Below are 14,313 nucleotides of genomic sequence, written 5' to 3'. Positions count from 1 at the left end.
CCGCCGCGATCGCGGCGGCGGCGGCCCACTGGCGTGGATAGCGGTCCGGAGTCGGGAACCAGTGGGCGCGCTTTCGCTCGCCCGCTGCGCCGAACTCCGTGACCACGAGGTCACCCTAGGGCTAGGAGCTGTGTGCTGTGTTCGCTTGTGCCCGCTCTGTGGCCGACTCGGCACCGTGCACAGCTTTCCTGGGCGTTCTTACAGATTCTCGGCGCCGTCCTGGCGGGCGCGGAGATACGCGAGCACGGCGGAGACCCGCCGGTGGTGGTTGGTCTCGCTGGCCGGCAGACCGAGCTTGGCGAAGATGCTCGCGATGTGCTTCTCGACGGTCTTCGTGTTGAGCACCAGCACCTCGGCGATGCCGCCGTTGGAGCGGCCCTCGGCCATGTGGCGCAGCACGTCCTTCTCGCGCTCGGTGAGCTGGGCGATGCCCGGGCTGGTGGCGCGTTTGCGTCGCTGCTCGAGCAGGCGCTCGACGACCTCGGGCTCGATCACGGTGTCACCGGCGGCGATGCGGGTGAGCGTGTCCTGGAGCGTGGCGACGTCGGCGACCCGCTCCTTGAGCCGGTACCCGACGCCGCGCGAGCCGATCTCGAGCAGCTTCATCAGGTACGGCGTCTCGGTGTAGTGCGAGAGCATCAGGATGCCCAGGTCGGGATAGGCCTCGCGTAACCGCTCGGCGGTGGAGAGCCCGCCGTCGGGCTTCGGGGGCATGCGGATGTCCAGGATGACGACGTCGGGCAGGTCGGTCGTGATCTGCTCGAACAGTTCGTCACCGTCGGCGGCCTGGGCGGCCACCTCGACACCGGCGGCCGAGAGCAGGAGGACCAGCCCGTCCCGGAACAGGGCCGCGTCGTCCGCGACGGCTACTCGCATGGAATTCTCGCGGCCACGGTGTAATCGGATCCGTTCTCACTGGGGGTGAACAGTTCGCCGCCGATCGCGCGGAGGCCGCTGGCGAGCGGGGCGAAGTAGCGCTCGCCCTGGTCCCTGGCGTCCACGCCGGTGGCCCGGACCCAGAGATCCCCGCCGGGTGCCGTCACCTCGACCAGGATCTCCGCGGCGTGCAACTGTCTCGTCACGATCGTCAGTACCTCGGTTGTGGAGTAGTAAGCCACCGCTTCCACCACCGGGGGGAAGCGGCGCGCCGGCGCGGTGATCGTCACCGGGACCGGGAAGCGGTCGGCGACGGCCTCCAGCGCCGGCCCCAATCCTGCCTCGGTCAGTGTGGTCGGGTGGATCCCGTCGGCCAACTCACGCAGTTCGCGCAGCACCTCGCGGATCTCGTCCTGGATCTCCGAGACCAGGTCCTGGGCCCGGGAATCCAGCGGAACCGTCGCGCTGGCGGCCCCGAGCCTCATGGTCAGGGCCGCCAGCCGGTGCTGCGCGCCGTCGTGCAGGTTCTGCTCCAAGCGTCTTCGCTCGGCCCACCGCGACTCCTCCACCTTGCGGTGGGCCGCGGTGAGGTCCTGTCGCTCGGCCCGCAGGCCGACCTGCAGGCCGGCCAGCGCGAGCGCCGGCCCGGCCGCCCGTACGGCGGCCGCGACCAGGTCGGTGCGGTGCCGGTGATGAGGGCTTCCGACGAGCAGCGCAACGGGGTGTTCCTCGTGGTGGACGTCGAGCACGTGATCTTCGTTCTCGAGGGTTCGGCCGTCCTGGCAGACGACGGTGTAGCGATCGTCGATCGGGGTCTCGATCTCCTTGCCGTCGGCGTCGACGTACCGTCGCAGCCCTTCGACCCAGTAGCCGACCTCGATCGACGGGTCGCGCAGCGCCCGGCGCAGCGCCGAGCGCAGCCGGTGCGGGCTCACCGGCCAGGACATGCTGGTGACCGCGTCGGCCACCTCGGCCCGCTCGGCCGCCAGCCGGGCCGTCGCGGCCACGACCGTGATCGGGAGCACCAGCAGCGCCGCGCTCACCACGGCCTGCACCGAGAGCAGACCCTGCCGGGTGAACGAGTCGGCCAGCAGCCAGGTGATCAGCACGGTGCCGCCGGTGACGACGGCAGGCAGCTGGGCCGTGCGCAGCGCGCGCCGTTCCAGCCCGCGGGCCCGGCCCAGCCTCCGCGCCACGAGCATCAGGAAGCACCCGAGGCAGATCAGGCCGTCGATGTTCGAGTAGGCCCGCGCCCAGGGCACGCCCACCCCTTGGGCGATGTCGCCGAACACCAGGGTGACGGTGAGAAACACCAGGTAATTGCGTTCCCAGCGGTTGACCCGGTGCGACCAGAACAACAGGGCGACGGTCATCGAGATCCAGAACGCCGAGTCGAACAGATAACCGACGATCCGCGGAACCTGGTCGCCCCAGAGCCACACCCAGGTGCCGGCCCGGCAGATGCCGGCCAGGCCGAACGCCCACGGGACGATCCGTCTGGGCAGGCCGAGGCCGGTCTCGCGGAGCAGCGGGGTGACCGCGGCCAGCGCGACGGCGAGCAGCGTGTCGACCGCGGCGAGCAGCGGATTCAACCGCCAGACCGGCCACTGGAGCGCCGTCGAGACCGCGGCGGCGGCCACCACGGCCGCGACCACGGTGGTCGCCAACCGGACCCGTTCGGGCAGGGAAGCCCGAGCGGGACGGGTCAGCGAGACGCGCTCCGCATACATGCCACGATGCTTATCCTCCGGCCACCCGCCGGTACAGAGGGCCTACCCCCAACTCGGGAGTGGTGGGGTCACGGATGCGGGTTCGGGGTCGGCACGGAAGTCCGTCGCGATTGGAATTGGCAAGCTCTCTCTCACGGTCGACCGGCCGCGGAGGGGTGGGGCCGACGGTCGCTGGGTCGCGCTGTGTCCGGGGAGGCAGATCGCACCAGCGTCCGGCGGCCCCTGAGCCGGTCGACCGTGTTTCTCACCAGCCCCGGTCGCGCCATTCGCCGAGGTGGGGCCGCTCCTGGCCGAGCGTCGTGTCGTCGCCGTGGCCGGGGTAGACCCAGGTGTCGTCGGGCAGCTGGGCGAAGACGCGGCTCTCCAGGTGGTTCATCAGCGACCGGAAGTCCTCCGGCGAGTTCGTCTTGCCCGGGCCGCCCGGGAACAGCGAGTCGCCGGTGAACAGGTGGGGACGACCGCCGGGCTCGCGGTAGAGCAGCGCGATCGCGCCGGGCGTGTGGCCGACGAGGTGGATGACCTCGAGCGGAACCTCACCCACCGTGACGGTGTCACCGTGGCCGACCAGATCGGTGGCGACGACCGGCAACGCCTCGGCGTCGGCGGCGTGGGCCACCAGCCGCGCGTTGGTGTCCTTCGCCACCTCGGCCAGGGCCTGCCAGTGGTCACCGTGACGGTGGGTGGTGACGATCGTCGCCAGCTCGGCGTCGCCGAGAACGCGAAGTAGGGTGTCGGCGTCGTTGGCCGCGTCGATCAGCAGCGTCTCGCCGGTGGCGGAGTTCCGCAGGAAGTACGCGTTGTTGTCCATCGGGCCGACCGACACCTTGGTGATCGTCAGCGGACCCGCCTCGCGGGTGGCCGGCGCTCCCTGGGGATCCACGTGTCCGCTGTAAGTCATGGACTCATCGTCGTTCATCTCGAGTTGCACGCGCCACAAGTCGGGGCATAGTGATCCGCATCACCGGGCCGAGAGCGCGCGGGCAGAAACTGTCGGACCCCGTCGTTAGATTTGAAGCGCTGGCATTCTCGTCGACAACTGGAAGAGAAACACTGTGGCCGACCGGCTCCTCGTGCGTGGAGCACGCGAGCACAACCTGCGGGACGTCAACCTCGACCTTCCCCGGGACGCGCTGATCGTCTTCACCGGTCTGTCGGGTTCGGGCAAGTCGAGCCTGGCGTTCGACACGATCTTCGCCGAGGGCCAGCGTCGTTACGTTGAGTCACTGTCCGCGTACGCGCGGCAGTTCCTGGGTCAGATGGACAAGCCCGACGTCGACTTCATCGAGGGTCTGTCCCCGGCGGTCTCGATCGACCAGAAGTCCACGAACCGCAACCCGCGCTCCACCGTCGGCACGATCACCGAGGTCTACGACTACCTCCGGCTGCTGTTCGCGCGCGCGGGCGTGCCGCACTGCCCGGTCTGCGACGAGCAGATCAGCAAGCAGACGCCGCAGCAGATCGTCGACCGGGTGCTGGCGATGCCCGAGGGCGCACGCTTCCAGGTGCTCGCCCCGGTGATCCGGGGTCGCAAGGGTGAGTACCTCGATCTCTTCTCCGAGCTGCAGGCCAAGGGTTACGCCCGGGTCCGGGTCGACGGCGTCGTGCAGCCGCTGACCGAGTTCACCGAGGGCAACACCCGGCTGAAGAAGCAGGAGAAGCACACCATCGAGGTGGTCGTCGACCGGCTCGCGGTGAAGGAGAGCGCCCAGCGCCGCCTCACCGACTCGGTGGAGACCGCGCTCGGCCTGGCCGGCGGCATCGTCGTGCTCGACTTCGTCGACCTCCCGGAGGACTCGGCCGATCGGGAGCGGAAGTTCTCCGAGAACTTCGCCTGCCCGAACGACCACCCGCTGGCCATCGAGGACCTCGAGCCACGCACGTTCTCGTTCAACGCCCCCTACGGCGCCTGCCCCGAGTGCAGCGGCATCGGCACCCGCAAGGAGGTCGACCCGGAACTGGTCGTCCCCGACCCGGAGCGCACGCTCGGCGAGGGCGCGATCCAGCCGTGGTCCACCGGCCACAACCTGGAGTACTTCCTCCGCCTGCTCTCCGGCCTCGGCGACGCACTGGGCTTCGACCTGGACACGCCCTGGGAGAAGCTCACCGCCAAGCAGAAGCGGGCGATCCTGCACGGCCACGACACCCAGGTGCACGTCCAGTACACCAACCGGTACGGCCGCAAGCGCTCGTACTACGCCAGCTTCGAGGGCGTCATGCCGTTCCTCGAGCGGCGGCACGCCGAGACCGAGTCCGAGTGGAGCAAGGACCGGTACGAGGGCTACATGCGTGACGTCCCGTGCCCGGTCTGCCGGGGCACGCGGCTCAAGCCCGAGGTGCTCGCCGTCCGGCTGTCGGGCAAGAACATCGCCCAGGTCTCGTCGCTGGCCATCGACGAGTGCGCGGCGTTCCTGGCCGATCTGCAGCTCGACAACCGGCAGCGGATGATCGCCGGTCAGGTGCTCAAGGAGATCAACGAGCGCCTGCGCTTCCTGCTCGACGTCGGGCTGGACTACCTCTCGCTGGACCGGCCGGCCGGCACGCTGTCCGGTGGCGAGGCCCAGCGCATCCGGCTCGCCACCCAGATCGGGTCCGGGCTGGTCGGCGTCCTGTACGTGCTCGACGAACCGTCGATCGGCCTGCACCAGCGCGACAACCGGCGGCTGATCGAGACGCTGCTGCGGCTGAAGGCGCTGGGCAACACGCTGATCGTCGTCGAGCACGACGAGGACACGATCGCCGCCGCCGACTGGGTCGTCGACATCGGCCCCGGCGCCGGTGAGCACGGCGGCCACGTCGTCGTCTCCGGCACCGTGCCCGAGCTGCTGGCCAGCGAGAAGTCGCTGACCGGTGCGTACCTGTCCGGGCGGGAGAGCATCCCGGTGCCGGTCGTGCGTCGCCCGGTCGACCCGAAACGCCGCCTCGTCGTGAAGGGCGCGCGCGAGCACAACCTGCGCGGTCTCGACGTGGCGTTCCCGCTGGGCACGCTCACCGCGGTCACCGGCGTCTCCGGGTCGGGCAAGTCGACGCTGGTCAACGACATCCTGTACTCGGTGCTGGCGAACACCATCAACGGCGCGCGGCTGGTGCCCGGTCGCCACCAGCGGGTCACCGGGCTCGATCAGGTCGACAAGGTCGTCGGGGTCGACCAGTCGCCGATCGGCCGTACGCCGCGGTCGAACGCGGCCACCTACACCGGCGTGTTCGACCGGATCCGGAAGCTGTTCGCCGAGACCACCGAGGCGAAGGTGCGCGGCTACGGCCCCGGCCGGTTCTCGTTCAACGTCAAGGGCGGGCGCTGCGAGGCCTGCACCGGTGACGGCACGATCAAGATCGAGATGAACTTCCTGCCCGACGTCTACGTCCCGTGCGAGGTGTGCAAGGGCGCCCGGTACAACCGGGAGACGCTCGAGGTGCACTACAAGGGCAAGTCGATCGCCGAGGTCCTCGAGATGCCGATCGAGGAGGCCGCGGAGTTCTTCGCCCCGATCACCGCGATCAAGCGCTACCTGTCGACGCTCGTCGACGTGGGGCTCGGGTACGTCCGCCTCGGCCAGCCCGCGCCCACCCTCTCCGGTGGCGAGGCCCAGCGAGTGAAGCTCGCCACCGAGCTGCAGAAGCGCTCCACCGGCCGCACGATCTACGTGCTCGACGAGCCGACCACCGGTCTGCACTTCGAGGACATCCGCAAGCTGCTCGGAGTGCTCGAGCGCCTGGTCGACCAGGGCAACACGGTGATCGTGATCGAGCACAACCTCGACGTGATCAAAACCGCCGACTGGATCATCGACATGGGCCCGGAGGGCGGCAACAAGGGCGGCACGGTGGTCGCCGAAGGCACCCCCGAGCAGGTGGTGCAGGTGGAGGCGAGCCACACGGGCCGTTTCCTGGAGCCTTTGTTGCGTGGCGAGGGCGCCGGAGCGGCAGCGTTGCGAGCGAGCGTGGCGGCCCAGCGCCCCAAGCGCACCCGCAAGCCGGCAACAGTGGGCTGAAAGCCTGGTCAAGGCGATGGCCGCTCCGCTAACCCGGGGCGGCCATCGCCGTGTCGGGGCCTGCCACTGGTCCCGTGCGGGCGCGCCGAAGAGGGCTAGCGCGGCTCCAAGGCGGCGGTGCTTCGCGGGGTGGTGCTCTGCGGGGCGGTGCCTTGCGAAGCGGTGTCCTGCGAAGCGGTCCCATTCGAACGGGCTTAGGTGCGCCGGAGGGGGACCCGTTCGGCTGGTTCGCTCCAGCGGGCGGGTATTTCCGGAGGGATGGCCGGTTTGGCTCCACGGTGGCGCCGCGGAACGGGTCCCGTTCGAGCGAGCTTGCACGCGCCGAGCGGGGACCGCTTCGGCCTCATCCTCTGCCACCCACGAAGCGGTCCCTTCGAGCTTGCTGGGGCGAGCGCGAATGGGACCGTTTCGGCTTCACGGGGCATCCGGCGAAGTGTCTTATTAGTGCGGGCTCAAGTGGGCCGGGAGGGGACCGTTTCGGCTCCACGGTGGCACCCGGCAATGTGGCCCCATTAGAGCGCGCTCAGGTGTGCCGGAAAGGGGCCGTTCTAGGTCTCACCCTTGGCACCTGCGAAGCGGTTCGCTTCGAGCGCGCCGGGTGCGCCGAGATGTGGCCACTCCGGCGCCACCGCAGCGCCGCCAGGTGTTCCATCTGATGGCGTTATGCCCGCGAAGCGGTCCGTTCCAGTCGGCAGGTGAGCGTCAAAGAGAGCCGCTTGGTCTGCGCAACGCTCACTGAGCGGATCTTCCCGAGGCTGCTCAATGCCCTGCGAAGCGTTCCCTTCGAGCGCGCCGAACGGGAACGCTCTGGCTCACCACGGCGCCCGCCGAACGACCCCACCCGCAGGAGCCGGAATCTGCGGTAAGCGGACCCCTTCCGGCCGGCTGGGGCGGGTCGAAGTGAGGGCCCCTACGGTGCCCGCCGAACGGCCCTGCCCGAGGAGCCGGGATGCCGGGTAAGCGGTCCCGTTTCAGCGGACTGGGGCGCGTCGAACTGGGGCCGCTTCGGGCCACTAGGGCGCTCGCCGAACGGCCCCGCCCGGAGGAGCCGGCGTGTCCGATAAGCGGTCCCCTTCCGGCCAGCCGGGGCGCACCAAAGCGGGGCCGCTTCGGGTCCTCCACGGCGCCCACGAGCTGCTCTAGCCGAGGGCCAGGTGCCCAGCGAAGTGGTCCCGTTCTGGCGAGCTACGCCGCGCCAAACTGGGACCGCTTTGGTTCGCTGCAGCGCCCGCTGGACGGCCCGCTCGGAGGAGCCGGGGAGCCCGGTAAGCGGTCCCCTTCCGGCCGGGCGGGGCGCACCAAAGTGGGGCCGCTTCGGGCCCTCCACGGCACCGGACGAGCGGCTCTAGCCGAGGGTCAGGTGCCCTGCGAAGTGGTCCCGTTCTGGCGAGCTACACCGCGCCAAACTGGGACCGTTTCGGCTCGCCGCAGCGCCCGCTGAACGGCCCCGCACGGAGGAGCCGGGATCCCCAGTAAGCGGTCCCCTTCCAGCCGGCCGGGGCGCGTCGAAGAGGGACCACTTCGCGCGTCGAAGAGGGGCCGCTTCGGGTCCACCACGGCCCCCGACGAGCGGCTCTAGCCGAGGGTCAGGTGCCCAGCGAAGCGGTCCCGTTCTGGCGAGCTACGCCGCGCCAAACCGGGACCGCTTCGGCTCGCCGCCGCACCGCTCGCCGAACGCCCCGCCTGGAGGGCGCAGGATCCTAGGAAGCGGATAACCCCCAGGGCGCACCCCGAAGAAGCCCTTCGGGCGCCCGAGGCGCACCCCCGAAAAAGCCCTTCCGGGCCTCTAGAGCGCACCCCTGAAGGAACCCTCCGGCCCCGTCGGGACACCCAGCGAGGGAAGCAGGGCGCACCCCCAAGGGACCGCTCCGGCCCCGCCGGGACACCCAGCGACCAACCAGCCTGGGAAGCAGACCACACCCCGACCCCCCCAGGCGCACAACACCTCAGGCCGGCGTCCCCAGCACAGCCGCCTCCTCGACCGGAGCGAACTGCCCCTTCGAATCGACATAAACCTCGGCCGCGCCGATATCGAAGAACATGCCGATCAACCGCACCCTTCCCTCACCCAGCGCCCTCGCCACCGACGGATGGGTCGCCAGGTGGTCCAGCTGCTGCCGCACGTTCGCCTGTACCAACCGGTCGAGCGGATCGAACTGCGGGTCCAACGTTCCCGCGCGTTCGTCGCGTTCACACCGTTGGCGGCTCGCGCGTGCGGTGCGCAGCCACGAGGCCAGCGCGCCCCGGCCCCGGTCACCGCCGCTGCGCAGGGCGTTCATCGCGCCGCACCCCGAGTGACCGCACACGACGATCGTCGGGACGTGCAGGACGTCGACGGCGTACTCCACCGCGGCGGCCACCGACACGTCCGGGTCCGAGGGCTCGCCGCCCGCGGAGTACGGCGGCACGAGGTTGCCGACGTTGCGCACCGTGAACAGGTCGCCGGGGCCGCTGGTCGTGATGAGGTTGGGCACCACGCGGGCGTCGGCGCAGGTGATGAACAGCGCCGTCGGGGCCTGGTGGTCGGAGAGTTCGGCGAGGAACGGCTGCACCAGGGGCCTCGCCCGGCGCTGGTACTCACGCGCGCCGATCAGCACCCGGTCGCCCGGCTCGCCGGCCTGCCACTCGGCCCAGGGGGAGAACCACCGGGGCAGGGTGACCGCGGGACCGGTGCGGCTGCGGGCGCCCGGGTCACCCTCGAGCGCGGGCTGCCCCACCTCTTCGACGACGACGGTTCCGCCGCCGGCCCGGTGCCGGTCGATCCACAGGCTCAGATGGTCGTAGGCGGCGTGGTCGAGGAAGTCGACGACGAGTTCGACGACGACGTCGCTGCCCTCCGGGATCGAGCCGAGCACCCGGGAGAGGCGCGGCACGGCCAGGAAGCTCAACGTGCCTTCCACGATCACCCGGTGCCGTCCGCCGGACTCCGAGGCGTGGATGCCGGCCCACAGCACGCGGCGCAGCGTGAGCGCGATCGCCAGGGCCAGCCCGGCCAGCACTCCCTCGAGCAGGTTGAGGAACACGACCCCACCGGCGGTGACGACGTACACCGAGAGGTCGCCGTGCCGACGGACCGCGCGGACGTGGCGCAGGTCGACCAGCCGCACACCGATGACGACGAGCAGGCCGGCCAGTGCGGCCAGCGGCACCTCCTCGATCGCCGCGGTGAGGAACAGCGTGATGACGACGACCCAGACGCCGTGCAGCACCGCGGACGCCCGGGTGCGGGCCCCGGCGGTCACGTTCGCCGTGCTGCGGACGATGACCCCGGTCACCGGTAGGCCACCGAGCCCGCCGGAGAGCGTGTTGGCGACGCCCTGGCCGACCAGTTCGCGGTTGAGCGACGCGCGGGGACCGCGGTGCATCCCGTCGACGGCCATCGCGGAGAGCAGGCTCTCGACGCTGGCGACCAGGGCCACGGTGAGGACTCCGACGGCGAAGGCGGCCCACTCGCCGTCCGGGAACGCGGGCAGCACGTGCCCGCGGAACAGGTCGCCGGGGAGGTCGACGCGGTCGACCGGCAGCGCCAGGGCCATCGAGAGCAGCGTCGCGCAGCCGACGGCGGCCAGCGGGGCCGGGACGCGGCGGACCGCGGCCGGCATCCAGCGCCAGCCGACCATGACGCCGATCGCGATCAGGCCCACCGAGGTCGCCGGGCCGTGCGGCGTCAGGAGTTGGCCGGGCAGTTCGATCAGGTTGTCCCAGCCGTTGCCGGGGCTGTCGGCGCCGAGCACCACGTGCAGCTGGCCGAGGGCGATCGTCAGCCCGATGCCGGCCAGCATGCCGTGCACGACGGCGGGGGAGAGGGCCATCGCGGTCCGGGCGACGCGGCTCAGGCCGAGCAGGATCTGCACCAGCCCGGCGATGACGGTGATCGCGCAGGTGGTGGCCCAGCCGAACTGGGCGACGAGTTCGGCGACGATCACGGTCAGGCCGGCCGCAGGGCCGCTGACCTGCAGTGGAGCTCCGCCGAGCAGGCCGGCGACGATGCCTCCGACGGCGGCGGCGATCAGCCCGGCCAGAATCGGGGCGTCGGACGCGGCGGCGATGCCGAGGGAGAGCGGAACCGCGACCAGGAAGACCACCAGTGAGGCCGGTAGGTCGTGGCGGAGCAGCGTGGAGAGTTTTTCGGGCATGGGCATGGCGCGGCCTCCAGGGTCGCGTGCGTTTCAGTCCGAAAGATGCACAGAGCATCAGTAATGAGGCTTTTGCCCCAAATCAGGCTAAAGGCTCGCGGGTGTTCCCGAAAGGCCCCGGACCCAACGAGGGCCCCGAACCAGTGGTCCGGGGCCCTCGCTGTAACGCGGAGGTCAGCTCAGCGTGGAGGCGTTACGCGTGGCCTGGTAGGACGGGAGGGAGATCATCGGTGGCCGCTCCTCCCACGGGATGTCCCACGTCACCGGGACGACTTCGCCTTCCACCCGGCTGAATTGGACCAGCTCGTGACCCTCGGGCCGGCTCGGGCCGATCCGTGCGGTCAGCGTCTGGATGATCGTGGCCGCCATCCGCCCCAGTGCGGCGGTGTCCTGGTGGCCGTGCCCGCGTTCGCCCAGGTCCACCTGGGCGACGGCGTCGATGCCGTGGGCGAGCACCGTGTCGATGAGGATGCCGGTCTCCACCCCGTAGCCGGGTGCGAACGGCAGACGTTCGAGCAGGGAGCGCCGTCCGGCGTACTCCCCGGCCAGAGGCTGGACGACACCGGCCAGCTCGGGCAGGAACGCGTTGAGCAGCGGTCGTGCGGTGAGTTCGGTGACCCGACCGCCGCCGACCGGTGAGACACCGGCCAGCGGCCGGTCGTAGAACGCTTTCACCAGCTGGACGGCCGGATCGCTGAGGATCGGGCCGAGCAGGCCGGTGACGTAGTGCGGACGGAAATCGGTCAGGTCGGCGTCGACGTAGACCACGATGTCCGCGGTGGTCGCGTGCAGTGACCGCCAGAGCACCTCGCCCTTGCCCGGGCGACTGGGCAGGTCGGGGACGATCTCGTCGCGGTGGGCGACGCGCGCCCCCGCGGCCAGAGCGCGCTCGGCGGTTCGGTCGGTGGAACCCGAGTCGACGACCACGATGTCGTCGATGAGGTTGGTCTGCGCCGCCAGTTGCACGATGCGTTCGACGATCGTGCCGACGGTTTCTTCCTCGTTGAGCGCCGGCAGCACCACGGCGACGCTCGTCGAGCCCTTGCGGTCGGCAAGAGCCTCGACGGGCCAGTCGCTCGCGGTGGAGGTCCGGCGGGAGAACCAACTACGGGTATCGGCTCTCATCGGCGACCCCTTCCGGTCAGGACCGAGCTGTGGGATAGCCAGCCCAGTGTGACGGGTGAGAACAACCACGCTGTCGGACAATAGTTTCTTGCGAGTTTCGTCCTGTGGTCACTCAAGTGACCGACTGTGACCGGGTTTGGGGAGCAGCGCGCCCGGCCCCGTGCGTACCCCTTCTGGATCGTTTTAATACGGGGATTTGTGCCGGGAACGTGGCACGGCAGAATGAAGGGATGGCACCGCTTCGTCGCATCTTCTACGACACCGAGTTCATCGAGGACGGGCACACCATCGACCTGGTCTCGATCGGAGCGGTCGACGAGGACGGCAACGAGTTTTACGCCGTTTCCACCGAGTTCGACGACACCCGCGCGATTCCCTGGGTGCGCAAGAACGTCCTCGACAAGCTGCCCGGCCCATCGTCGAAGGCGTGGATGTCCCGGGAGCGAATCAAAGTTGAACTCTTGGAGTTCCTCACCGCCGGGGTGCCGGCGCGCGGCTCGGTCGAGCTGTGGGCCTGGTACGCCGCCTACGACCACGTAGCGCTCTGCCAGCTCTGGGGCCCGATGCCCGCGCTGCCCCGGGCGATCCCGCGCTTCACCAAGGACCTGCGTCAGCGCTGGGACGATCTGGGCCGCCCCGAGTTGCCCCCGGCCGGCGTCGACCAGCACGACGCGGTCGCCGACGCCCGGCACAACCTGGCGCGCTGGCGGGCGATGGAGAAGGCACGCGTTTCCGGACCGGAAGGTGTCCGCATCGGATCGGTCTGACGACTACCGTGTGCATCGAGGCGGCTACCGCGTCGGATCGACACCCCTCGTAGCACCGTGACGCGGTTCCCTTCCGCCGCCCGCGTGCTACGAAAGGACCGCACCATGCACATCGGCGTGCTCACCGGCGGGGGAGACTGCCCCGGCCTCAACGCCGTCATCCGGGCCATCGTCCGCAAGGGCGTGAGTGTGTACGGGCACGAGTTCTCCGGTTTCCGGGACGGCTGGCGTGGTCCGGTGGAGGACGACGCGCGGCCGCTGGGCATCGAGCAGGTCCGCGGCATCCTGCCCCGGGGCGGCACGATCCTGGGTTCGTCGCGCACCAACCCGTACAAAGTGGAGTACGGCGTCGAGAAGATCCGCGAGACGCTGGAGCGGCGCAACATCGAGTCGCTGATCGCGATCGGCGGCGAGGACACGCTCGGCGTCGCGAAGAAGCTCACCGACGAGGGCATCCCGGTGGTCGGCGTGCCCAAGACGATCGACAACGACCTCGGCGCGACCGACTACACGTTCGGCTTCGACACCGCGGTGACGGTCGCGGTCGAGGCGATCGACCGGCTGCACACCACCGCCGAGTCGCACCACCGCGCGCTGGTCGTCGAGGTGATGGGCCGGCACGCCGGGTGGATCGCGCTGCACTCCGGGCTGGCCGGCGGCGCCAACGTCATCCTCGTGCCCGAACTGCCGTTCAGCCTCGACGACGTGATCAAGCACGTCGAATCGCGGTTCGCGACGCAGCACTACTCGCCGATCCTCGTGGTCGCCGAGGGCGCGGTGCCGCAGGAGGGCGCCGAGGTGCTCAAGAGCGGCGAGCTCGACGCGTTCGGGCACGTCCGGCTCGGCGGCATCGGGCAGTGGCTGGCCGAGCGCATCGAGGAGCGCACCGGCAAGGAGTCGCGCGCGGTGGTGCTCGGGCACGTGCAGCGCGGTGGGTCGCCGACGCCGTTCGACCGCGTGCTGGCCACCCGGTTCGGCCTGCACGCGATCGACGCCGCCCACGAGCGGGACTGGGGCAAGATGGTCGCCCTCCAGGGCACCGACATCGTCCGCGTGCCGATCGAAGAGGCCACCCGCGAACTGAAGACCGTTCCCCTGTCCCGCTACGCCGAAGCCGAAGTGTTCTTCGGCTAGGCCCTGCCCGGCAAGTCCATGCTCGGCTGCGGCTCCGCTCAGCCGCCGCCAGGCCGCGTTGGAGGCCTTCCCCGATACAACAGCGGTATCGGGAAAGGCCTCCGCCTTGCCTGACGACGCCTGAGCGGTGCCTCGCTGCGAGCGAGACTTACCGGACAGGGCCTAGTCGTCCTCGCGGCCGGCCAGGTCCAGAGCCAGGTTCAGGACGAAGCTGACGACCCAGACCACGATCGCGCCCCAGAAACCGGCCCAGAAGCCGTCGACCTCGAAACCGAGCCCGAACTGCTCGGCGAACCAGCCGACGAGCAGGAACAGGAGCGCGTTCACGATCAGCCCGAAGAGCCCGAGCGTCAGCACGTAGATCCCGCAGCCGATCGTCTTCACGAGCGGTTTCACGATCGCGTTGACCAGACCGAAGATCGCCGCGACGACGAGCAGCGTGCCGACCTTGGCCGGCCAGGTTGTCTCGGTGACGTCGATGCCGTCGACGACGTACGTCGACGCCAGCAGCGCCACCGCGGTGACGAGCACCGTGATTATGAGCTTCACAGCTGTC

9 protein-coding genes are annotated in these 14,313 nt (G+C 70.3%); 3 read left to right on the top strand and 6 right to left on the bottom strand.

Translation table 11 applies throughout. The features are described 5' to 3' along the window. Window positions 1-198 precede the first annotated feature (198 nt). From ABD437_RS00295 to ABD437_RS00285, 3 genes are all read right to left on the bottom strand, one after another. Window positions 199-876, bottom strand: a complete 678-nt coding sequence (locus ABD437_RS00295) for a response regulator (protein ID WP_344646651.1) — start codon at window positions 874-876, stop codon at window positions 199-201. After that, window positions 867-2,606, bottom strand: a complete 1,740-nt coding sequence (locus tag ABD437_RS00290) for a sensor histidine kinase (protein ID WP_344646650.1) — start codon at window positions 2,604-2,606, stop codon at window positions 867-869. Before ABD437_RS00290 ends, ABD437_RS00295 begins: the two co-directional genes overlap by 10 nt. A 244-nt stretch (window positions 2,607-2,850) precedes the next feature. Further along, on the bottom strand, window positions 2,851-3,504 hold the full coding sequence (locus ABD437_RS00285) for an MBL fold metallo-hydrolase (RefSeq protein WP_344646649.1): 654 nt from the start codon (window positions 3,502-3,504) through the stop codon (window positions 2,851-2,853). A 154-nt stretch (window positions 3,505-3,658) separates the two neighbouring features. On the opposite strand from ABD437_RS00285, the gene uvrA reads away from it, so the two are divergent. Continuing rightward, window positions 3,659-6,595 (top strand): excinuclease ABC subunit UvrA, encoded by a 2,937-nt coding sequence (uvrA, locus tag ABD437_RS00280; RefSeq protein ID WP_344646648.1) that lies wholly within the window; start codon window positions 3,659-3,661, stop codon window positions 6,593-6,595. 1,946 nt (window positions 6,596-8,541) lie between these two features. Here uvrA and ABD437_RS00275 read toward each other — a convergent pair. Next, window positions 8,542-10,737 carry a SulP family inorganic anion transporter gene (locus ABD437_RS00275; RefSeq protein WP_344646647.1) on the bottom strand — a complete coding sequence of 732 codons (2,196 nt, stop codon included), beginning with the start codon at window positions 10,735-10,737 and terminating at the stop codon, window positions 8,542-8,544. 168 nt (window positions 10,738-10,905) lie between these two features. After that, window positions 10,906-11,856 (bottom strand): glucosyl-3-phosphoglycerate synthase, encoded by a 951-nt coding sequence (locus ABD437_RS00270; RefSeq protein ID WP_344646646.1) that lies wholly within the window; start codon window positions 11,854-11,856, stop codon window positions 10,906-10,908. Between the two features lie 230 nt (window positions 11,857-12,086). Between ABD437_RS00270 and ABD437_RS00265 the strand changes: the two genes are divergently transcribed. Further along, a complete protein-coding gene (locus ABD437_RS00265) occupies window positions 12,087-12,623 on the top strand; it encodes a polyadenylate-specific 3'-exoribonuclease AS (protein ID WP_344646645.1) in 537 nt (178 codons plus the stop codon). A gap of 105 nt (window positions 12,624-12,728) precedes the next feature. Further along, window positions 12,729-13,757 (top strand): 6-phosphofructokinase, encoded by a 1,029-nt coding sequence (locus ABD437_RS00260; RefSeq protein WP_344646644.1) that lies wholly within the window; start codon window positions 12,729-12,731, stop codon window positions 13,755-13,757. Window positions 13,758-13,919: 162 nt separating this feature from the next. Here the strand turns inward: ABD437_RS00260 and ABD437_RS00255 are convergent, their stop codons facing one another. Next, window positions 13,920-14,306 (bottom strand): phage holin family protein, encoded by a 387-nt coding sequence (locus ABD437_RS00255; protein WP_344646643.1) that lies wholly within the window; start codon window positions 14,304-14,306, stop codon window positions 13,920-13,922. Window positions 14,307-14,313 lie beyond the last annotated feature (7 nt).

The organism is Cryptosporangium japonicum, from assembly GCF_039524755.1.
Lineage (GTDB): Bacteria > Actinomycetota > Actinomycetes > Mycobacteriales > Cryptosporangiaceae > Cryptosporangium > Cryptosporangium japonicum.
The sequence above is the reverse complement of the archived record's forward strand: the minus strand, read 5'-3'. Positions and strand labels throughout refer to the sequence as shown.

Excerpts from the sequence above, each read along its gene's own strand:
- ABD437_RS00270 (WP_344646646.1), bottom strand. The coding sequence starts at position 11,856 with ATGAGAGCCGATACCCGTAGTTGGTTCTCCCGCCGGACCTCCACCGCG.
- ABD437_RS00265 (WP_344646645.1), top strand. The coding sequence starts at position 12,087 with ATGGCACCGCTTCGTCGCATCTTCTACGACACCGAGTTCATCGAGGAC.
- ABD437_RS00290 (WP_344646650.1), bottom strand. The coding sequence starts at position 2,606 with ATGTATGCGGAGCGCGTCTCGCTGACCCGTCCCGCTCGGGCTTCCCTG.
- ABD437_RS00275 (WP_344646647.1), bottom strand. The coding sequence starts at position 10,737 with ATGCCCATGCCCGAAAAACTCTCCACGCTGCTCCGCCACGACCTACCG.
- ABD437_RS00295 (WP_344646651.1), bottom strand. The coding sequence starts at position 876 with ATGCGAGTAGCCGTCGCGGACGACGCGGCCCTGTTCCGGGACGGGCTG.
- ABD437_RS00260 (WP_344646644.1), top strand. The coding sequence starts at position 12,729 with ATGCACATCGGCGTGCTCACCGGCGGGGGAGACTGCCCCGGCCTCAAC.
- ABD437_RS00285 (WP_344646649.1), bottom strand. The coding sequence starts at position 3,504 with ATGACTTACAGCGGACACGTGGATCCCCAGGGAGCGCCGGCCACCCGC.